The organism is Actinokineospora lacus (assembly GCF_053813445.1).
In genome coordinates this window covers 16,555-37,210 of the sequence record NZ_JBQERA010000008.1, presented here as the reverse complement: position 1 = coordinate 37,210, position 20,656 = coordinate 16,555, and the positions used below count along the sequence as shown (strand labels likewise).

General features: G+C 72.8%; 19 protein-coding genes. 5 read left to right on the top strand and 14 right to left on the bottom strand.

Annotation, left to right across the window (positions count from 1 at the left end):
- Positions 1–5: 5 nt before the first annotated feature.
- From erm to guaB, 6 genes are all read right to left on the bottom strand, one after another.
- Complete coding sequence (gene erm / locus ACTG9Q_RS20590) at positions 6–818, bottom strand: 23S ribosomal RNA methyltransferase Erm (protein ID WP_455574461.1); 813 nt, start codon at positions 816–818, stop codon at positions 6–8.
- A 323-nt stretch (positions 819–1,141) separates the two neighbouring features.
- Positions 1,142–2,668: an FAD-dependent monooxygenase gene (locus tag ACTG9Q_RS20585; RefSeq protein ID WP_455574460.1), complete on the bottom strand. Its 1,527-nt coding sequence runs from the start codon at positions 2,666–2,668 to the stop codon at positions 1,142–1,144.
- 97 nt (positions 2,669–2,765) lie between these two features.
- Complete coding sequence (locus tag ACTG9Q_RS20580; RefSeq protein ID WP_455574459.1) at positions 2,766–3,734, bottom strand: MBL fold metallo-hydrolase; 969 nt, start codon at positions 3,732–3,734, stop codon at positions 2,766–2,768.
- Between the two features lie 78 nt (positions 3,735–3,812).
- Entirely contained in the window at positions 3,813–5,537 is a 1,725-nt protein-coding gene (locus tag ACTG9Q_RS20575) for an FAD-dependent oxidoreductase (RefSeq protein WP_455574458.1), read from the bottom strand.
- Between the two features lie 77 nt (positions 5,538–5,614).
- The gene (locus ACTG9Q_RS20570; RefSeq protein ID WP_455574457.1) at positions 5,615–6,757 is read right to left on the bottom strand and encodes a GuaB3 family IMP dehydrogenase-related protein; all 1,143 of its coding nucleotides are present in this window, start codon (positions 6,755–6,757) and stop codon (positions 5,615–5,617) included.
- Between the two features lie 25 nt (positions 6,758–6,782).
- Complete coding sequence (guaB, locus tag ACTG9Q_RS20565) at positions 6,783–8,294, bottom strand: IMP dehydrogenase (RefSeq protein WP_455574456.1); 1,512 nt, start codon at positions 8,292–8,294, stop codon at positions 6,783–6,785.
- Positions 8,295–8,426: 132 nt separating this feature from the next.
- On the opposite strand from guaB, the gene ACTG9Q_RS20560 reads away from it, so the two are divergent.
- Positions 8,427–8,885 (top strand): DUF5319 domain-containing protein, encoded by a 459-nt coding sequence (locus ACTG9Q_RS20560; RefSeq protein WP_455574455.1) that lies wholly within the window; start codon positions 8,427–8,429, stop codon positions 8,883–8,885.
- A gap of 48 nt (positions 8,886–8,933) precedes the next feature.
- Here ACTG9Q_RS20560 and ACTG9Q_RS20555 read toward each other — a convergent pair whose 3' ends face one another.
- The 5 genes from ACTG9Q_RS20555 to ACTG9Q_RS20535 all read right to left on the bottom strand — a co-directional run bounded on the left by ACTG9Q_RS20555 (position 8,934) and on the right by ACTG9Q_RS20535 (position 13,295).
- Complete coding sequence (locus ACTG9Q_RS20555; RefSeq protein ID WP_455574454.1) at positions 8,934–9,869, bottom strand: anti-sigma-D factor RsdA; 936 nt, start codon at positions 9,867–9,869, stop codon at positions 8,934–8,936.
- 1 nt (position 9,870) lies between these two features.
- Positions 9,871–10,443 (bottom strand): sigma-70 family RNA polymerase sigma factor, encoded by a 573-nt coding sequence (locus ACTG9Q_RS20550; protein WP_455574453.1) that lies wholly within the window; start codon positions 10,441–10,443, stop codon positions 9,871–9,873.
- A gap of 286 nt (positions 10,444–10,729) precedes the next feature.
- The gene (locus ACTG9Q_RS20545) at positions 10,730–11,326 is read right to left on the bottom strand and encodes a response regulator transcription factor (protein ID WP_018682728.1); all 597 of its coding nucleotides are present in this window, start codon (positions 11,324–11,326) and stop codon (positions 10,730–10,732) included.
- A 122-nt stretch (positions 11,327–11,448) separates the two neighbouring features.
- Positions 11,449–12,321: a hypothetical protein gene (locus tag ACTG9Q_RS20540; RefSeq protein ID WP_455574452.1), complete on the bottom strand. Its 873-nt coding sequence runs from the start codon at positions 12,319–12,321 to the stop codon at positions 11,449–11,451.
- Complete coding sequence (locus ACTG9Q_RS20535) at positions 12,318–13,295, bottom strand: MerR family transcriptional regulator (protein WP_455574451.1); 978 nt, start codon at positions 13,293–13,295, stop codon at positions 12,318–12,320. Before ACTG9Q_RS20535 ends, ACTG9Q_RS20540 begins: the two co-directional genes overlap by 4 nt.
- Before the next feature lie 212 nt (positions 13,296–13,507).
- On the opposite strand from ACTG9Q_RS20535, the gene ACTG9Q_RS20530 reads away from it, so the two are divergent.
- Positions 13,508–13,807, top strand: coding sequence for a WhiB family transcriptional regulator (locus ACTG9Q_RS20530; protein ID WP_455574450.1), 300 nt, complete (start codon positions 13,508–13,510; stop codon positions 13,805–13,807).
- A 129-nt stretch (positions 13,808–13,936) separates the two neighbouring features.
- On the opposite strand, the gene groL is transcribed toward ACTG9Q_RS20530, so the two are convergent.
- The gene (gene groL / locus ACTG9Q_RS20525) at positions 13,937–15,559 is read right to left on the bottom strand and encodes a chaperonin GroEL (protein WP_455574449.1); all 1,623 of its coding nucleotides are present in this window, start codon (positions 15,557–15,559) and stop codon (positions 13,937–13,939) included.
- A 77-nt stretch (positions 15,560–15,636) separates the two neighbouring features.
- Positions 15,637–15,930: a co-chaperone GroES gene (groES, locus tag ACTG9Q_RS20520; protein WP_189209554.1), complete on the bottom strand. Its 294-nt coding sequence runs from the start codon at positions 15,928–15,930 to the stop codon at positions 15,637–15,639.
- A 171-nt stretch (positions 15,931–16,101) separates the two neighbouring features.
- Between groES and ACTG9Q_RS20515 the strand changes: the two genes are divergently transcribed.
- Both ACTG9Q_RS20515 and ACTG9Q_RS20510 read left to right on the top strand, forming a co-directional pair.
- Entirely contained in the window at positions 16,102–17,100 is a 999-nt protein-coding gene (locus ACTG9Q_RS20515) for a toll/interleukin-1 receptor domain-containing protein (protein ID WP_455574448.1), read from the top strand.
- A gap of 10 nt (positions 17,101–17,110) precedes the next feature.
- A complete protein-coding gene (locus ACTG9Q_RS20510; protein ID WP_455574447.1) occupies positions 17,111–17,620 on the top strand; it encodes a GNAT family N-acetyltransferase in 510 nt (169 codons plus the stop codon).
- Here the strand turns inward: ACTG9Q_RS20510 and ACTG9Q_RS20505 are convergent.
- Positions 17,604–18,491, bottom strand: coding sequence for a patatin-like phospholipase family protein (locus ACTG9Q_RS20505; protein WP_455574446.1), 888 nt, complete (start codon positions 18,489–18,491; stop codon positions 17,604–17,606). The two genes, ACTG9Q_RS20510 and ACTG9Q_RS20505, sit on opposite strands and share 17 nt — an antisense overlap.
- A gap of 165 nt (positions 18,492–18,656) precedes the next feature.
- Between ACTG9Q_RS20505 and ACTG9Q_RS20500 the strand changes: the two genes are divergently transcribed.
- Positions 18,657–20,612: an N-acetylmuramoyl-L-alanine amidase gene (locus ACTG9Q_RS20500; RefSeq protein ID WP_455574445.1), complete on the top strand. Its 1,956-nt coding sequence runs from the start codon at positions 18,657–18,659 to the stop codon at positions 20,610–20,612.
- The last annotated feature ends 44 nt before the right edge of the window (positions 20,613–20,656 follow it).

Genomic DNA, 20,656 nt, shown 5'->3' with positions numbered 1-20,656 from the left:
ACCTCCTAGCGCCTCGATCTCACCACCGCCGAGTCGCCACGGCCAGCACCGGTCGTTGCCAGAGTTTCGACGACAACCGTCCACAACCGCGCCCACTGGTCGGCGGTGAGGTCGCGGGGCAGGGCGTCGCGGGGCACTCCGGCCCGCTTGGCGGCGGCGGGGTGACCGGCCTTGCCCAGGATCGCCCCGATCCCGCGCCCCCGCCCGGTGAACACCCGCTTGACGAAGTGCTGGTAACCCTGGCGGTCGGCGACCAGCGGGACCGCGCGCCGGGTGATGGTGAGGATCGCGCCGTCCACACCGGGCACCGGCCGGAACGCCCTGGCGGGCACCCGGGCGCGCACCCGGAACTCGAACCACGGCCACCACGCCGCGGTGAGCAGCGTCGCCCCGCCGATCCCCGCCCGCCTGCGCGCGACCTCCCACTGCACGATGAGGACGGCGTCGCGCCAGCCGGGGGCGGCGAGCAGGGTGCGCAGGGTGGCGGTGGTGATGTGGAAGGGGATGTTGCCGACGACGGTGTGCCGGTGCCACGGGAACCGGTGCCGCAGGTAGTCCCCGTGGACGACGGTGACGCCGGTCCGCTCCCGCAGCCGCTCGGCCCGCCGCGCGTCGAGTTCGATGGCGGTCAGCGGCCTCCCGGTCCGGCTCAACGGGACGGTCAGCGCGCCGTCGCCGGGCCCGAGTTCGATCAGCGGCCCGCCGGTCTCGGCCCCGTCTGTTTCGGCAACGCAGGTGAGGACGGCGGCGATCACCCCGCGGTCGACGAGGAAGTTCTGGCCAAGCTCGTGGCGGCCACCGGAAAGATGGCGGGACATGGGGATGCTCCACTGTGCGGTGGGTGGAGCCGGGCAGCACTGCGAGGCCGCACCGGCACGGGCCGGAAAGCGGCGCACAGGGGTCAGATCCCCCGCACCCGCTCAGGCGCGGCGGATCCGCTCAGCGATGCCGTACATACCCATGACCCCGAGGCTAGCGGCAAGGACAACCGATTTACCGTCCGCCGCCCACGCACCGGAGACACCCCCAACCCCCAGCACCCTCAGCTCCACAAGTGGATATCCCTCAGATCACCCATCTGGCCACAGCCGGCCCGAACGCGCCGCCCAGCCCACCCGCACCCCCAACCGGGGGACCGTCCTCAGCCCCGCCCACACGCAGCCCGCTTGACCGCTTCAGCCACTCCCTTCCCGTCAGGCAACACCGCGGCCAGGTAGCCGTCCGGCCGCACCACGGCCACCCCGCGCGGTCCGAGGCCGAGTTCGGCGGCAGCCGCGGCGGTGAGGCGGCGGACGGTCCCGTCGAGTCCGGGTGCCGGGCTGGTGTGCGTGAGCAGGGTGAACCGAGGCCCGAGAACCGACCGCAGCCTGCCGCCGTCGGCCAAGGGCAGGTCGGGACACAGGACACCGGGGACCACGGGGCCACCGAGCCCGGGAGCGGATAACACCGCACCAGAACCGGGAGGCGTGAGAGAGGCCGGGGTGGTGAGCGGGGAGTCCGGGTACCAGTGGGGCTCGGCGAGGCGGCCGGAGTCGATGGCGGTGCGGGCGGTGGGGTCGTGGACGCTGCGGGTGAGGACGTCGTGGCGGTGGGCCCGCTCGGCGGGGGTGGCGGGGACCAGGAAGCGCATGGTCTCGGTGGTGACGCGGAGGTTCTCGGCGGCCGCCGCGCCGCGTTCGGTGTCGTAAGTGGACAGCAGGGCGGGGCCGCCCCAGCCCGCGCGGGCGGCGGCGAGCTTCCAGGCGAGGTTCTCGGCGTCGCTGATGCCGGAGTTCAGGCCGCGGGCGCCGAAGGGGCTCATGACGTGGGCGGCGTCGCCCGCCAGCAGGACGCGGCCGACGGTCATGCGCGGGACGCGGCGCTGGTGGAAGCGGTAGGACGAGACCCACAGGAGCTCGTGGTCGGCATCGCCCACGATCGCCCGGACGCGGGCGGCCAGGCCGCCTGACGCCCGCTCGGCGGACAGGTCGAAGTCGCCGGGGACCTGCCAGTCGATGCGCCAGACCGAGTCCGGCTGCGGGTGCAGGAGCACCTGGCGGCCCGGGTTCCACGGCGGGTCGAAGTAGAAGCGGCGCTCGGGGGAGGGGAAGTCGAGGCCGGCGCGGACGTCGGTGATGAGGAACTTGTCCGCATAGGACTTGCCCTCGAAGGGCAGGCCGAGCAGCCCGCGAACGGCCGAGCGAGCGCCGTCGGCGCCGACGCAGTGCGTCCCGCGGATGACGGCCTCGCCCGCGGCGGTCTCCGCGGTGAGCGTGACCCCGCCGTCGTCCTGGCTGAGCCCGGTGACGCGGTGCCCCGCCCGCAGCTCGACCAGCGGCTCGGCCGCCACCCGCTCGGCGAGGATGCGCTCCACCACCGTCTGCGGCGTGTTGACGAACGGCGGGAAGCGACCGGGCGCGGGCTCGGGCAGCGCCAGGGTGAGCACCTCGTGCTCGCGGTAGAAGGTCCGCCCCGAGTACCAGGTGACGCCCGCCCCCACCACCGCCCACCCCACCCCGACCCGCTCCAGGATGTCCAGCACGTCCCCCTGCACGCAGATCGACCGGCTGCCCGCCGCCGACCGCTCCGCCGCGGCCTCCACCACCACCGACGCCACACCGTGACGCGCCAGGTGCAGAGCCGCCGTCATCCCCACCGGCCCCGCCCCGACGACCAGCACCGGCTCCACTCAGGACACCTCCCGCAGGCTCATCGTGACCACACCCCTCCCGCACACCGCGGCGACGCACGGAACGGCTCGCGGCCACACCACTGAACAGGGACCCTCACCCCGCCACCTCCCGCAGCTGCGCCCACACCTCGCGGTCTCGGTCCGGGGTCCAGATGACGGGCCACTCGGTGCCGGACAGTTCGTCCCAGTAGCGCTGGACGTTGAAGGGCAGGCAGTGTTCGAAGATGGGCCAGGTGCCATAGCGGGGCTGTAAAGCCGTGTGGGCGGCGGCGAAGGCGGTGGCGACGGTCCCGCCACTGTGGAACGCCCCCGCCACTGTCCGGCGGAGCTCGTCCAGGAAGTGGCGGCTTTGGCTGACCGCGGCGGCGACGCCGGGCGCGCCGTGGACCACGGGGCCCCGGCCGCCGATCAGGGTGGTGGCGCCCAGCGCGGCCACCGCGTCCAAGGTGGACGTCGCCCACTCGTCGTGGAAGGCGTCGCCGGTGTACAGGGCCGCCTGCGACTCCACCAGGTCGCCCGCGAACAGGATGCCGCGCGACGGCAGCCAGGCCACGATGTCGCCCGCGGTGTGCCCGCGCCCGCAGTGGGCCAGCACGAGGTCGCCGCGGTCGCCGCCGAGGGGGATGACCAGGCGGTCGGTGAAGGTCAGGGTGGGGTGGGTCAGGCCGGGGATGCCCGAGGGGTCCTCGAACAGCCGCGGCATCCGGCCCAGCTCACTAGCCCAGTCCGCCTCGCCGCGCTCCTCGATCAGCGTGCGCGTGGCCGCGTGCGTGATCACCTCGTCCGCGTCGAACGCGCTGGCCCCGAGCACGCGCACGGCGTGGTAGTGGGTCAGCACGAGGTGGCGGACCGGCTTGTCCGTGCGCTCGCGCAGGAGGCCGAGCCAGCGCCGCGCCGCCGCGGGGGTCGCCCTGGCCTCCACGCAGACCAGGAAGTCCTCGCCCTCGATGGCGCCGACGTTCGGATCGCCCTCGGCGGTCAGCGCGTACACCCCGCCGCCGAGGTCGGCGAAGCTCTCCTTCTTGCGCTCCAGGTCGCCGCTGGAGGCGAATTCGGTGGTCACTCCTCCACCGTGCCACCCGGCCCACCACCACGGCCAGGGTTAACCCCCCAACTGTGGACAACTCCGAAAAATCCCAGCTCAGACGGGCTTTCCGTGCACCTCGACCACCGGGAGCCGCAGCGCGGCGGGCGCGCTGGGCGGGACGACGGGGGCCACGGGCGGCACGGCGCCGAGCCGCCGGTACGGGGAGCCCTGCGCCGGGCGCGGGTCCGCCTCGCCCTTGTTCGGCCACAGCGACACCGCGCGCTCGGCCTGCGCGGTGATGGTCAGCGACGGGTTCACGCCCAGGTTCGCGCTGATCGCCGCCCCATCCACCACCGAGATCCCCGGGTACCCGTGCACCCGGTGGTACGGGTCGATCACCCCGGACGCGGGGTCCGCGCCGATCGGGCAGCCGCCGAGGAAGTGCGCGGTCATCGGGATGTTGAACACCTCGCCCCACGTGCCGCCCGCGGTGCCGCCGATGTGCTTGGCGGTCAGCTCGTTGGCCAGCTGGCCCGCGGGCACGTACGTCGGGTTCGGCACGCCGTGGCCTTGGCGGGAGGTGTACTTGCGCCGCCCGAACAGCCCGCGCTTCAGATACGTGGTGATGGAGTTGTCCAGGCACTGCATGACCAGCAGGATCACCGTGCGCTCGCTCCACCGGTAGCCCTGCAGCAGCGACAGCGTCTTCAGCGGGTGGCGCACCATGTACAGCAGCGCCTGCAGGATGCGCGGGATCGTCGAGCCGCCGTCGGTGGCGATGGTCTGCAGCAGGCTCATCGCGTTGCTGCCCTTGCCGTAGCGGACCGGCTCGATGTGGGTGTTCTCGTCCGGGTGGATGGACGAGGTGATGGCCACCCCGGAGCTGTAGTCGTTCGCCGGGTCGACCCAGGTGCGGGCCGCGCCGATGATCGACTCGGAGTTGGTGCGGGTCAGCTCGCCGAGGCGGGGGGACAGCGCGGGCAGCGCGCCGGTGTCGCGCATCCGGTGCAGCAGGTTCTGCGTGCCCCACGTGCCCGCGGCCAGCACGACCTGGCCCGCGGTGATCGTGCGCCGCGTGCGCTTGCTGCCGGTCTTGTGCGTCAGCACCTCGTACCCGCCGCCCGCCAGTGGCCGCACGTCGGTCACCGTCGTCAGCGGGAGGACCTCGGCACCGGCCTTCTCCGCGAGGTGCAGGTAGTTCTTGACCAGGGTGTTCTTCGCCCCCACCCGGCAGCCGGTCATGCAGGACCCGCACTCCGTGCAGCCGGTGCGCGCGGGGCCCTCGCCGCCGAAGTACGGGTCGGCGGCGGTCTCGCCCGGCTTGTCGAAGTACACCCCGACCGGCGTCGGGTGGTAGGTCTCGGAGATGCCCATGTCCGCGGCGACCTTGCGCATGACCTCGTCGGACGGCGTCGTGGTCGGGTTGGTGACCACGCCCAGCATCCGCGACGCCTGGTCGTAGTGCGGGGCCAGCTCGGCCTCCCAGTCGGTGATGTCCGACCACTGCTTGTCCGCGTAGAACCCCTTCAGCGGCCGGTACAGCGTGTTCGCGTAGACCAGCGACCCGCCGCCGACGCCCGCGCCCGCCAGCACCACGACGTCCTTGAGCAGGTGGATGCGCTGGATGCCGTAGCAGCCCACCGCGGGCGCCCACAGGTAGCGGCGCAGGTCCCAGGACGTCGTGGCGAACTCGTCGTCGGCGAAGCGGCGGCCCGCCTCGACGACCGCGACCCGGTAGCCCTTCTCGGTCAGCCGCAGCGCGGCGACGCTGCCGCCGAAGCCCGAGCCCACCACGACGACGTCGTAGTCCGCGTTGTTACCGACGAGTTCGGTTGCCATGGGGTGAGGTTAAGCGCCCCACCGCCCGACGGGCTAGGGCCTGCCGGGATTTTCCCGTGACCACGGGTCACACCCACCTACGACCGGACGGTCAGCCCGACCTTCTGGAACTCCTTGAGGTCGCTGTAGCCCGTCTTGGCCATGGCCCTGCGCAGCGCGCCGAACAGGTTCACCAGCCCGTCCGGGTCGGTCGACGGGCCGAACAGCAGCGTCCGCAGGTCGACCTCGACGTCCTCGGCCACCGGCAGCACCCGGCTGCGCGGCAGCGACGGGTGCGCGGCCGACGCCGTCCAGTACAGCCCCTGGCCGGGCGCCTCGCCCGCGACCGCCAGCGGGGCGCCGAGCATGACCGCGTCGGCCCCGCAGGCGATGGACTTGGCGATGTCGCCGCTGGTGTGCACGTCGCCGTCGGCGATCACGTGCACGTACCGCCCGCCGGTCTCGTCCAGGTAGTCCCGCCGCGCCGCGGCGGCGTCCACGATCGCCGTCGCCATCGGCACGCCGATGCCCAGCGCGGAGTCCGTCGTGGTCACCCCCGCGCAGTACCCGTAGCCGACGATCACGCCCGCGGCGCCCGTGCGCATCAGGTGCATCGCGGTCCGGTAGTCGTGCACACCGCCCGCGATCACCGGGATGTCCAGGTCGGCGATGAACTGCTTGAGGTTCAGCGGCTCGGAGTCGGCCTCGCGGGCCACGTGCTCGGCGGAGACGATCGTGCCCTGCACGACCAGCACCTCGACGCCCGCGGCCAGCAGGTCCGGGGTCAGCTCGGCGGCGTGCTGCGGGCTGACCCGCACCGCCACCGTCACCCCGGACTCGCGCACCTGCCTGATCGCCTCGGTGAGCAGGTCGACCCGGACCGGCGCGCTGTGCGCCTCCTGCAGCAGCCGCACCAGCTCCGTCGGCTCGGCGCCGTCCTCGGCCGCGGTGACCAGGCGGAACAGCACCTCGTCAACGTCGCCGTGGCGCGCCCACAGGCCCTCGGCGTTGAGCACGCCCAGCCCGCCGAGCTCGCCGACGGCCACCGCGGTGCGCGGGGAGACGATCGCGTCGCTGGGGTGGGTGATCAGCGGGATGTCGAAGCGGTAGGCATCGATCTGCCATGCCGTCGACACGTCTTTCGAGGAGCGCGTGCGCCGCGACGGCACGATCTCGATGTCGTCCAGGCCGAAGGCGCGCCGGGCCGTCCGGCCCATGCCGATGTCGACTAGATCCCGCACTGGAGTTGTTCCCTTCGAGAAAGGTCTACCGAGTGGTGTAGTTCGGCGCCTCGACCGTCATGGTGATGTCGTGCGGGTGGCTCTCCTTGAGCCCGGCGGAGGTGATCCGGATGAGCTGGGCCTGCTGCAGCTCGGCGATGGTCCGCGAGCCGGTGAAGCCCATGCCCGCGCGCAGCCCGCCGACGAGCTGGAAGACCACCTGCGACAGCGGTCCCCGGTAGGGCACGCGGCCCTCGATGCCCTCGGGCACCAGCTTGTCGTCGGCGAGCACGTCGTCCTGGGCGTAGCGGTCGCGGGAGTACGCCTTGGCCTCACCGCGGGAGCGCATCGCGCCGAGGGAGCCCATGCCGCGGTAGCCCTTGAACTGCTTGCCGTTGACGAGGATGACCTCGCCCGGGGCCTCCTCGGTGCCCGCGAGCAGGCTGCCCAGCATGACCGCGCTGGCGCCCGCGGCGATGGCCTTGGCGATGTCGCCGGAGTACTGGATGCCGCCGTCGCCGATCACCGGCACGTTCGCCGCCGCGCACGCCTGGGCGGCCTCGTAGATGGCGGTGATCTGCGGCACGCCGACACCGGCCACCACGCGGGTGGTGCAGATGGACCCGGGCCCCACGCCGACCTTCACCCCGTCGGCGCCCGCGTCGACCATGGCCTGCGCGCCCGCGCGAGTGGCGACGTTGCCGCCGACGACGTCGACGCTCTCGCCGACCTCGCGCTTGAGCTTGGCCACGATGTCGAGCACGTCGCGGGCGTGGCCGTGCGCGGTGTCCACGATCAGCACGTCCACCCCGGCCTCGACCAGGGCCATCCCGCGGCGCCAGCCGTCCTCGCCGACGCCGATGCCCGCGCCGCAGACCAGCCTGCCGTCGGGGTCCTTGGTGGCGTTGGGGAACTGCTCGGTCTTGACGAAGTCCTTGACGGTGATCAGCCCGCGCAGCCGCCCGTCGCCGTCGACGATGGGCAGCTTCTCGACCTTGTGCCTGCGCAGCAGCCCCAGCGCGGCCTCGGCGGAGACGCCGACCTGGGCGGTGATCAGCGGGCCGTTGGTCATCACCTCGCGCACCGGCCGGTCGTGGTCGACCTCGAAGCGCATGTCGCGGTTGGTGATGATGCCGACGAGCTTGCCGTCGCCGTCGGTGACCGGGAGCCCGGAGATGCGGTACCGCGCGCACATCCGGTCGACCTCGGCGAGGGTGTGCTCCGGCGAGCAGGTGACCGGGTCGGTGACCATGCCCGCCTCGGAGCGCTTGACCGTCTCGGCCTGCCTGGCCTGCTCGTCGATCGGGAGGTTGCGCTGGAGGATGCCGATGCCGCCCTGGCGGGCCATGGCGATGGCCATGCGCGACTCGGTGACGGTGTCCATCGCCGCGGAGGCCAGCGGGATGCGCAGGGTCACGTTGCGGGAGAGCCGCGTCGAGGTGTCGACAGTGCTCGGGATCACATCGGACTGCGCGGGCTGGAGCAGCACATCGTCGAAGGTGAGGCCGAGCTGGGCGAACTTGTGCGGGACACCCTCAGCGGTGAGCTCGCTGGTCATGGCGGTTGGGCGACCTTCCTGCGGGGCGGTGGCACGGCGGAGTGACAGGCGAGCGACGACCGGCGAGGTCGCGCGGGCGGCACGGTTGGCACATCGTATCTGGGACTCACCCGGGGCATCCGGGTACCGTGCGTGGTCGTGGCCCATGACGCAGTTCCCCCGAACCCGTTCGACGACGGCCCGTGGGACCGCCCGGCCGCCCGCGGCCACGGCGGCGCGCTCCCCCCGGACCCGTTCGCGGGCGACCCGGACGACCCCGCGCGCGTGCTGGACGAGCCCGCCGCCGATGACGACGAGCCGATGTCGGCCGCCGAGCGCGCCGAACTGCTCAGCGACCTCGCGGACCTGGCCGTCTACCAGGCGCTGCTGGAGCCGCGCGGCGTGCGCGGGATCGTCGTGGACTGCGGGGAGTGCCAGGAGCCGCACTACCACGACTGGGCCCTGCTGGCGGCGAGCCTTGAGCAGCTGCTGCACGACGGGCGGATGCGCCCGCACGAGCCCGCCTTCGACCCGGACCCGGCCTCGTACGTGAGCTGGGAGTACTGCCGCGGGTACGCCGACGGGGTCACCGCGAGCGAGAACGCCCGCTAGGCGCGCCCCGAAGACGGCCCGAGGAAAGACGGCCTGGAAACCCGCGCGCTACGGCGACGTGGCCGCGGGCTGGTCGTCGGTGTCCGCGGGAGCCGTGTCGCCGGTCGCCGGTTCGGACCGCGGGATCTCGCTCGTCGGCGGGATCGTGGTGGTGACCGGCGGCGGGTTGGTGGTCGTCGGCGGCTCGGTGCTCGACGGCGGGGAGGACGGCAGGACGATCTGGTCGGTGGTGCTGGGCGCGGGCGCCGTGGTCGTCGCCTCGCCCGGGGCCTGGCTGGTGATCGGCGCGACCGTGGTCGGGTTGGCCGACGGCGGGGCCTGCACGTGGTCGGCCGGGTTGTCCGGCAGCTTGGAGACCAGATCGGCGTGCTGGGCGGCCAGGTCGGAGTAGCCGTCCTCGGTGGCGACCGACGGCAGTTCGGCGCCCACGGCCTCCAGCTTGGACCGGGCCTCGGCCAGGTCGCCCTCGGCCAGCGCGGTCTGGGCGAAGATGAGGTCGCGGCGCACGGTGTCGGCGGCCTCGACGGAGCGGGCGTGGTCGGCGTAGAGGACCTTGGTCAGGCCCCACAGGGTGTCGCCGGGCTGGGCGTCGCGGGCGGCGAGGCCCGCGCCGGTGAAGGCGATGGCCAGCACGGCGGCCGCGGCGGCGAAGGGCACCAGCACGCGGGGGCGGCGCTGCTTGCGGGCACGGGCGGTGAAGACGGTGTCGACGGCCAGCCGCGGCTCCACGAGGGGGGCGATGGGCTCGGCGTCGACCTCGTCGCGCCAGGAGGACAGCAGGAGGGCCAGCTCGGCGTCGTCGAGGTCGTCGGCGGTCGGGGCCGGGCGCTCGCCGTCGCGCAGCGACGCGCTGAGCGCGTCGAGGAAGGCGTCGTCGGCGTGCACCCTGGCGAAGTCGATCAGCTCGTCGTCGGCGTCGATGTCGTCGAGCACGTTGAGGTCGTCAAACGGGTCGGGGGCCTCGTCCCACCCTCGTTCGGACACTTCAGACCACCTCCTCCGCGGACAAAGTCTTGCGCAACCTTGCCAGGGCCCGGTGCTGGGCCACCCGGACAGCGCCCGGGGTGGAGCCGACGGCCTCGGCCGTCTCCTCGGCCGAGAGCCCCACCACCACGCGCAGCACAACGATCTCACGCTGCTTCTCGGGAAGGACTTGGAGGAGGTTGTTCATCCGCCTGGTCAGCTCACCCTGCATGGCGATCTGCTCGGGACCAGCCTGGGTCTCCGGCTCGTCGGGCACCTCGGCGACGGGCTCCGAGCGGTTGCGGGCCGAGGCCCGGTGCGCGTCGGCCACCTTGTGCGCGGCGATGCCGTAGACGAAGGCGAGAAATGGGCGCCCCTGGTCGCGGTACCCCGGCAATGCCGTCAACACCGCGAGACACACCTCCTGGGCCACGTCGTCCGCCGAGGCGAACGAGCGTTCCTGCCTGCCCACACGGGCTCGGCAATAGCGCACGACCAAGGGGCGAACCGAGCCGAGCACGCGCTCGACCGCACGAGGATCTCCCTCGACGGCGGCACCTACCCAGGTGTCCAGTCCGTCCCCCGTTGTGGTCATCGCGGATTGCTGCCCCGGCGTTACGAAAGCGGCCAACTCGAAGACACCGCATGTGCGCGCGCTCCGACTGTCGTCACCCACCGTACCGTTCTTTCGGGTGAAGCCCAGAAGTCGCACGGAGGAGCAGGCAGTTCGACACGCGCCGTGTGGCGTGACTCGCGACACACATTAGCGCCTCCATGCCATCCGCAAGTTTCGGGTCGGGCGGAAAGTGCCGGTCAACACGACGAGCCGTGAGCGCCCGCTCCCACCCGGGCACCCACGGCTCGCCGCCGACGCTGTCGTCCTAGGACACCAGGCCGCGCCGGAACCCGTGTGCGACCGCCTGAGCGCGGTCGCGGACGCCGAGCTTGCGGAACAGCCGCCGCGCGTGCGTCTTCACCGTGTCCTCGGACAGGTACAGCTCGCGGCCGATCTGTCCGTTGCTCTTGCCCTGACTCATGCCGCGCAGCACCTGCAGCTCGCGGTCGGTCAGCTGCACGCCGGGGTCGCTGGGCTGGCGCGGGGCGGGCACGCTCGTGCTCGCCAGCGTGTGCGCCAGCGCGGCGACCAGTTCCGGCCTGCTCGCATCCCACCGCAGATAGCCCCGGGCGCCGCCCGCGATCGCCGCGGCGATGCTGCCCGCGTCGTCGGGAGCGCCGAAGACAATCACGTTGGCCTGCGGATTCGCTGAGACGAGTCGCCTCGTCGCTTCCACCCCGGTCGGCACGGCGCGCTGGGTCCCCACCAGAACGACGTCGACCGGCTGGCGAGAGAAGCGGGCGAGCAACTCGTCACCGTGTGCTACGCAGTCGATGCGACTGACCCCTGGTACCGCGGACATGACGCGGGTCAAGCCCTCCCGAACACTGCGGCGGTCGTCGCAGATCAAGACCGTCGTCACGGGGACTCCTTCCTGCAGCCGAGTGACGTTCCAATTCCCCTATCGGACGCTGCGCGCCGAACCTTGACCCGATCCGGTGGTAAATCTGTCAACTAAGACGCCGATCGGCTTCCGTCCACTGTTCACCTGTTCGGAGCAGACGCGAAGAGCCAGGTCGGCACCCATGGCGAAGTCTCGGCTCGCCGTCGGGCTTTCGCGTCCGAGTGTCGTAACACACAGTGCAAGGCGTCGGCGGCTTGCGCCCTTAGTCGCTTTTGGTCGGTTTCCAGGTCGGCCAGGACGAGCGCGGCCGGCCAGACGAGCGGTCGTAGCCCATGATTCTCGGCGATCCGCAGGGTGCTGTCCACGACTTTCCGGCCCTCTTCCCGCAGGCCGTCCGCGATGAGGGCGACCCCGAGGACGAGCGCCGACTTCGCCCGGTGACGCACGGACCCGCACGCTCGCGCGGCCTCCACCGCCACCCGCGCGGGAGCGACCGCGGGCTCCCCCGCGCCCAGCGCGATCTCCGCCCGCAGCCACGCCCGCCGGACCTCCGCCCGCCACCCCGCCGCCCGCCCCGCCCCCTCGGCGGCGACGAGCCTGCGCGCCTCCCCGGTCCGCCCGAGCCCCACCGCGTCGGCCGCCAATCCCAGCAGCACGTCCGACCGCGCCTGCGCCCACAGCTCCGACCCGCGCCACGACGCGTCCTGCGCGGCGGCGGTGAGACGGTGCAGACCGTGGGCGTCGAGGGGGCGGGCGGCGGCGTGGGCGCCGAGCTGGCGGTGGTGGGAGGCCAGGGTCGCGGCGGCGAGGGCGGCCAGGGCCGGGTCGGCGGCGCGGATCAGGGGGTGCAGGTGGGTGGCGGCGGCGGCGTAGTGGCCGCGGGCGCCCAGGGCGACCGCGGCCAGCCAGGACTCGAAGGAGCCGTACTCGACCGTGGGGAGAGGCGTCCCGGGGTGCTCACCGAAGGCCGCGGACCAAAGGGCTTCACCTGCGGTGGAAGGAACAACGCTCATCTGGCGGAGTCTGCCTCGCCCGCCACGAAGGACTCGACGCGCTCGGCGGCGTCGGCGAGCCCGTCGAGGCGCTCCACGCGGGCGGGCAGGTCGGTGTCGTGCCAGCCGGGGCCGCAGGCGAACAGGTGGACGCGCTGGCGCGTGCGGGGCAGGTGGACCAGCGTGGCGGCGTCCCCGTGCGGGGGCAGGTGGGCGTAGAGGACCACGGCGGCGGGGGCGGTGCGGCGGATGGCGGCCATCAGCGCGGGCAGCGGGACCGCGGCGCCGAGCATCCGGGTGCCGACGCCGCGCCGGGCCAGGATCGCGCGCAGGGCGTGCAGCGGCAGGCTGTGGTGCTCGTCGGGGGCGCAGCCCAGCAGGACCGGGCGGGCGTTGCGCGGCGCGGTGACCAGCGGGGTCGCCCGGACCAGCGCGGCCAGGGCGCACTCGCTGATCAGGCGCTCGACCTCGACGCAGTCCCCCTCGTAGAACGCGCGGCCCCCCACCGCCGCCAGGACCGGGCGGATGACCTCCTCCCACACCGCGGCGACGCCGTCGGCGGCGATGGCGTCGGTGAGCATCCGCTGGACCGAGATCTCGTCCATGGCCATCGCGGCCCGGCCGAGGCCGCGGGCGGCGCCCGGGGCGCCGGGCATGAGCAACTGGCGACCGCCGTGGCCGCCGCGGGCGGCCGGGATCGGCAGGTCGGCGCACGTGGCGTCAGCAGGCGGCGGAAGGGCGGCGGCGGCGCGCAGGGCGTACTCGGCGGCTTCGGCCGGGGAGGCGCCCTTGATCAGGGCGCGCTGCATCAGCTCCAGCCGGTGGACGTCGGTGGGGGCGTAGCGGCGGTGGCGGCCGGTGGTGTGCCCGGTCGGGCCGACGCCGTAGCGGCGGTCCCAGGTGCGCAGGGTGGCGGGCGCGATGCCGAGCCTGCGGGCGACCGCGGCGACGGTGAGCCGGGGCTCGGACTCACCCACCGCCTCGGGTTTGGTCACCACGGGTCCATCGTCGGGTGACATGCCGTGGGCGGCAACCCGGCAGATGACCACGCTGCGTCGACCGAGTGATGCCGAACGGCTGAATCCGGGCAACCAATGAGTCGATCACCCTTGAACAAGCATTGGCGCGGTTCTAGCGTGGAAACCACTGCATCAAATGGAGTATTGACTCATAGCCGAACGGTCCTACCTACGTGGAGGCGGCCACCATGGCGGACACTCGAAGGCTCCCTGGTCCCAACGCTGATGTGTGGGACTGGCAGCTCGATGGTTCCTGTCGGGGCATGGACAGCGCGTTCTTCTTCCACCCCGACGGCGAACGCGGCCCGGCCCGCGCGCGCCGGGAGGCCAAGGCGAAGGCGATCTGCCAGGCGTGCCCAGTGCTGTCGCTGTGCCGCAGGCACGCGCTGGCCGTGCACGAGCCCTACGGAATCTGGGGCGGGCTCTCCGAATCCGAACGCGAGGCCATCATCAAGGCGGAGAAACGCTCGCTCGCGGTGGCCACATAGCGAACGGGGCCTGTCCATCGGACAGGCCCCGTTCGGCTGGGCGAACCCAGGTGGGCAACCCAGGTGGGCAGGCTCAGCCGGGCGAACCCAGGTGGGCGTGCTCAGCCGAGCGGACCCAGGTGGGCGAGATCAGTGCCCGTGGCCGTGCCCGTGGCCGTGACCCGCGCCACCGGACTCGTCTTCCTTCTTCTCCACGATGGCGCTCTCCGTGGTGAGCACCATGCGCGCGATGGACGCGGCGTTGGCGACCGCGGAGCGGGTCACCTTCACCGGGTCGATCACGCCGTCGGCGAGCAGGTCGCCGTAGACGAGCTTGGCGGCGTTGTAGCCCTGGCCCCACGGCAGCTCGCGGACCTTGCTCACCACGACCGCGCCTTCCTGGCCCGCGTTGATCGCGATCCAGGTCAGCGGCGCGGCCAGCGCCTCGCGGACGATCGCCACACCGGTGGCCTCGTCGCCGGTGAGCCCGAGGTTGCCCTCCAGCTCGGCGGCCACGTGCACCAGGGCGGAACCGCCACCGGGCACGATGCCCTCCTCGACGGCGGCCTTGGTCGCGGCGACCGCGTCCTCGATGCGGTGCTTGCGCTCGGACAGCTCGGTCTCGGTGGCCGCGCCGACCTTGATCACGGCGATGCCGCCGGAGAGCTTGGCCAGCCGCTCCTGCAGCTTCTCGCGGTCCCAGTCGGAGTCCGAGGCCTCGATCTCCTTGCGGATCTGCTCCGCACGACCGGCGACGGCGTCCTTCGTGCCGCCACCGTCAATGATGATCGTGTCGTCCTTGCTGATCACGACGCGGCGGGCGGAGCCCAGCACGTCCAGGTCGGCCTCGGACAGCTTCTGGCCGATCTCGGCGGAGACGACCTGGGCGCCGGTGACGACGGCGAGGTCGTCCAGGAACGCCTTGCGGCGGTCCCCGAAGTACGGCGCCTTGACCGCGACGGCCTTGATCGTCTTGCGCAGGGCGTTGACCACCAGGGTGGACAGCGCCTCGCCCTCGACGTCCTCGGCCACGATCAGCACCGACTTGGCGGACTGGGCGATCTTCTCCAGCAGCGGGAGCAGGTCGGCCAGGGCGGAGATCTTCTCCCGGTGCAGCAGGATGTAGGTGTCCTCGAGGACGGCCTCCTGCGCCTCGGCGTCGGTCACGAAGTGCGCCGACACGAAGCCCTTGTCGAACTGCACGCCCTCGGTGACGACCAGCTCGGTGGCCATCGTGGAGGACTCCTCCACGGTGATCACGCCGTCCTCGCCGACCTTCTCGATGGCCTCGCCGAGCAGCGCGCCGATCGAGGCGTCGCGGGAGGCGACGGTGCCGACCTGGGCGATGTTGTCGCGGCCCTTGACCGGGGTCGCCTTGGCCTTGAGGGCCTCGACGACCGCGTCGGAGGCGGCCTGGATGCCCCGGCCCAGCGCCGTCGGGTTGGCGCCCGCGGCGACGTTGCGCAGGCCGACGCGCACGAGCGCCTGGGCCAGCACGGTGGCGGTGGTGGTGCCGTCACCGGCCACGTCGTTGGTCTTGGTGGCCACGTTCTTGGCCAGCTGGGCGCCCAGGTTCTCGAACGGGTCGTCCAGGTCGATCTCACGCGCGATGGTGACACCGTCGTTGGTGACGGTGGGGCCGCCGAACTTCTTGGCGAGCACCACGTGTCGCCCACGCGGGCCAAGGGTGACCTTGACCGTGTCGGCGAGCTTGTTCACCCCGCGCTCCAGGGCTCGACGAGCGTCCTCATCGAATGCGATCTGCTTGGGCATTAATTCCCTCTCAAAGCCGAAACGCCCCGGGTTCCCGGTTTCACGCGGGAACACCGGGGCGCTCGAATCGGCTGGTCCTAGTTGATGACGGCCAGCACGTCGCGCGCGGAGAGAATCAGGTACTCCTCGCCGTTGTACTTGACCTCAGTGCCGCCGTACTTGGAGTAGATGACGACGTCGCCGACCTGGACGTCGACCGGAACCCGGTTGCCCTTGTCGTCGATGCGGCCCGGCCCGACGGCCAAGACCTTGCCCTCCTGGGGCTTCTCCTTGGCGGTGTCGGGGATAACCAGACCGGAAGCGGTCGTGGCCTCGGCCTCACTCGCCTGGACGACGATCTTGTCCTCGAGCGGCTTGATGTTGACGCTCACCGCTGTGACCTCCACGGGTCGTCTTAAAGCGTTGGCAGGTACCTAGCTGAAACGGCTCCTGCCACCCCGCCGTCGCGGGTGTCGGGGCGGTACCGGTGCCGTGCACTTGGCACTCTACCCATGCGACTGCTAACCCTGCAACGAGCCCCCCTCATGCCCGATGCTAGGCCGGTGACGAACGGTCTCGACCAAGCGCCGGTCCCCTGCTTCCTCAGCTACGCCCAGAAGGATGACGCGGTGTTGGGGCTGGTGGAGGACTTCCGGCGCGACCTGGCCGCGTTCTGCTTCGGCGACCACGGCAGGCGCGTCGAGGTGTTCCTCGACCGGCGCTCGCTGGGCTGGGGGACGGACTGGCGCGAGGAGATCGGCGCGGCGGTCGACGCGGCGATGGTGTTCCTCCCGCTGGTCACCCTGACCTACTTCGAGCGCCGGTACTGCCGGGAGGAGCTGCTCCAGTTCTACAGCTCGGCCCGGGGCCACGGCGTGGGCGAGCTGCTCCTGCCGGTCCTGGTGCTCGGCCAGCAGAAGATCACCGCCGACAGCACCGACACCGCCGTGCGGATCATCGCCGACCGGCAGGGGTTCGACTTCCGGACCGCGGCGCTGGCCGGGCCGGGCACCCGCGAGTGGCGCACCGCGATGGCGGAGCTGGCGGCCCGCCTGGTCGCGGCGGTCGGGCGGGCCGAGTCCCGGCTGTCGGCCCCCGCCGGGCCGCCGGACCTGGCCGCGCTGGACCGCGAGGTGGCCGAGCGCGCCCAGGGCCTGCTGACCGCCTTCACCGAACTGGCCCGCTCCACCCAGGCGTTCCTCAGGATCGTTCGCGAGACCGCCGACGCGGTCGCCATAGATCACGCGGGCCGGGAGCTGGCGCGGTGCGGGAGCGCCCTGGAGCGCGCCGCCGTGGTCATGGACGGCGCGGTCCGCGACCACCGGGCGGCGATCGCCGCGCACGGCACCCCGGAGATGCTCGACCGGCTGCGCTCCAGGGTGGCGCCCCCGCAGGAGGAGATGGCCCAACTGCCCCGCGCGTTCACCCAGGCGCTGGCGGGGCTGCGGCCCGCGGAGACGGCAGGCGCGCCGATGCGGCAGGCGCTGAACTCCGCGCGCGCCGGGCTGCGGGCCGCGCAATCGGCCTTCGGGATCATCCAAGGGTGGGCGCGGCTCGCATAGGGTCGGCTGCGTGGACGGGATCAGGGTCGCTGGATCGGGTGATTTCGCGCGGATGCGGGAGATCGAGGTGCTGGCAGGGGCGGCGTTCCACACCGTGGGGATGCCGGAGATCGCCGAGGACGATCCGCCGTCGGTGGAGTCGCTGCGGGAGTTCGCCGAGGACGGGCGGGCGTGGGTGTACGAGTGCGACGAGCGGGTGGTCGCCTACCTCCTGGTCGAGATGGTCGGCGGCAACGCGCACATCGCGCAGGTCAGCGTCGACCCGAAGTGGCGGGGCAACCGCCTGGGCGCGGCGCTCATCGACCACGTCGGCGCGTGGGCGCGTGGGCGTGGCATCGCCGCGGTGACGCTGACGACCTTCCGCAACGTCCCCTGGAACGCGCCCTACTACCGGCGCATCGGGTTCCAGGAGGTCCCCGCGGGCGGGCCGCTGGCCGCGGTCGTGGCGCTGGAGGCCCGGCTCGGGCTCGACCCCAACCAGCGGGTCTGCATGCGCCGGGAGGTCAGCCCAGCGCGGTGAGCACCGCGTGCCTGCCGAAGCGGACCGCGCGGCGCAGGACGAGGGGGGCGCGCGTGAGCCGGGTGACCTCGGGGGCGTCGGCGGGCGGGCGGATCTGCAGGATCGCGGTGTGCTCGGCCAGGTGGGCCTCGTCGGCGGTGCCGCGGGCGTGCCGCGTGGTCCACGCCTCCACCGCGCCCGGGGCGGCCCGGCGCAGGTAGCGGGTGACCAGGCTGGTCTCCGCACGCGAGGGGAGCGGGATCGGGGCGTCGGCGCGGGTGCGCAGGACCAGCACGTGGGTGGCGTCCTGGGCGACGGCGGTGCGGAACGGGACGGACTCGGCGATGCCCGCGTCGATGTAGGCGCGCTCGCCGATGCGCACCGGCCGGCCTGCGAGCAGGGGCAGGGCGGTGCTGGCGCGCAGGGCCGCGCGCAGGGTGGCGGCGTCGTGGATGTGCGGGGCCAGGTCGGTGGCCAGGCCGGTGCTCACGTCGGTGGCCAGCGGGTGGAAGGTGGTCGGGTTGGCCAGGATGGCGTCGAAGTCCATCGGGACGGCCGGGTAGATCGTCTCCACCAGGTGCTCGGTGTCGACGACGGGCCCGCCGGTCAGCGCCCGCCACGGGTTGGTGACCCGGCGCATCACCAGCGGGTCGGACCAGCCCAGGACGCCGGTCACCGCCTGGCCAGCCAGGAACCACGCGCCGTTCAGCGCGCCCGCGGAGGCGCCGTAGACGGCGTCGAAGCACTCGTGGAAGCCCAGCTCGGTGAGGGCGGCGACCATGCCGCCGGAGAACGCGCCGCGGCTGGCGCCGCCCTCGATGGCCAGCGCCAGGCGGGCGTCGTCGGGGCGGCCCGCGCGGCGGGCGATGAGCAGGTCGCGGACAGCGTGCACGACCGCGACGGTAAACGACCGCTCATCCCGAGATCGCCGCGGCACCATCCCGGCGTCGCTGATCACAACCCCGAATAGGGCATTCACAGCCTGTTCGATTGACGGGAAAGATCTCCCGCAGGAGAGTGTGACTCACGACTGGGGGATCTCACTGGAGGCCTTTCCTTGCAACGCCGCAGAACTCTCGCCGCTGCCGTCGTCGCACTCGCTGCGCTGGCGGTCACCACTCCCGCGTCCGCACAACCGGCCGATGAAAAGCGCCAGCGGGTATTCGCCGCCGCGGCGGACGAGTTCGACGTCCCCGCGCCGCTGCTGCTCGCGGTGTCCTATCTGGAATCGCGGTGGGACGCGAATGGCGGCACGCCCAGCGTTTCCGCCGGATACGGGCCGATGCACCTGACCGACGCCACCGCGGCCAATTCCGGCGGCACCCACCACGAGCACGCCGAGGACCCGCGCGGCGACACCTCCCGCCGGACGCTGAAGCCCGCGCACCGCGAGCTGGACCTCACCTCGCCGACCCTGCACACCGTCGCCAAGGCCGCCGAGCTGACCGGGATCGCCCCGCGGACCCTGCGCGCGGACCCGGTGGCCAACATCCGCGGCGGCGCCGCCCTGCTCGCCGACCACCAGCGCGCGCTCGGCCCGCTGACCGACGACCCGGCCGACTGGTACGGCGCGGTCGCCCGCTACAGCGGCGCCATCGACGTCCGCACCGCCGAGGTCTTCGCCGACGAGGTCTACGGCGTGCTGCGCGAGGGCGCGGCCCGGGTCACCGACGACGGCCAGACGGTCACCCTTGGCGCCGAGCCGGTCCAGCCGGACAAGGCCGTGCTCACCCGCATGGGCCTGACCGAGGTCTCCGCGGCGGCGGCCGAGTGCCCCGCCGACGTGGCCTGCCAGTGGCTGCCCGCCCCGTACCAGGAGCTCGGCGGGGGCGACTACGGCAACCACGACAAGGCCAACCGGCCGACCAGCCAGAAGGTCGACTACATCGTCATCCACGACACCGAGGCCACCTGGAACACCACGCTGCAGCTGGTGCAGGACCCGGCGTACGTGAGCTGGCACTACTCGCTGCGCAGCTCGGACGGCCACATCGCCCAGCACGTGCCGACCAAGGACGTGGGCTGGCACGCGGGCAACTGGTACGTCAACGCCAAGGCGATCGGCCTGGAGCACGAGGGCTTCGCCGCGCAGGGCACCTGGTACACCGAGTCGATGTACCGCACCTCGGCCAAGCTGGTGAAGTACCTGGCCGCCCGGTACAGCGTCCCGCTGGACCGCCACCACATCGTCGGCCACGACAACGTGCCCGGCACGGTGCCCGAGCGGGTCCGCCAGATGCACTGGGACCCGGGCCCGTACTGGAACTGGACGCACTACTTCGCCCTGCTGGGCAAGCCGTTCACCGCGGGCGGCGACGCGCGCACCGGCGTGGTCATGATCAGGCCGGACTACGCCACCAACAAGCCCGCCTTCACCGGCTGCACCAGCGCGGGCGTGCTGTGCCCGGCGCGCGGGTCGACGTCGGTGATCCTGCGCACCGAGCCCTACGGAACCGCGCCGCTGCTTAAGGACATCGGCCTGCGCCCGGACGGGTCGCGCTCCACGATGCAGGTCTCCGACATCGGCAGCCGGGTCGACTCCGGGCAGAAGTTCGCCGTCGCCGAGCGCCAGGGCTCCTGGACGGCGATCTGGTACCTCGGCCAGAAGGGCTGGCTGCCCAGCGCGGCCGTCGTGCCCGCGACCGGCACGCGGGTCACCGCCAAGGCGGGCCGCGCCTCGATCCCGGTGTACGGCCGCGCGTACCCGGAAGCCTCGGCCTACCCGGGCGGGGTGACGCCGCAGCCGGACATCGCGCTGCAGTACACGCTGCCCGCCGGGCAGCACTACGTGGTCGGCGGGGACGTGGCCTCGGAGTTCTACAAGGCCGACACCTTCGACCCGGCGCACCACCTGGTGGTGCGCGGGCAGCGGTACCTGCAGGTGCAGTTCGGGCACCGCTTCGGGTTCGTCAAGGCCACCGACGTGGACACCAGGGCCGCGCCCTCGGCGCTCGGCTCGCGGGCGTTCGACCGGTGGGCCCAGCTCGGCACCGCCAAGCCGCTGAACCGCTAGACCGCCGGACCGCTACACCGCCGGGCCGCCGGGCCGCCGGACTT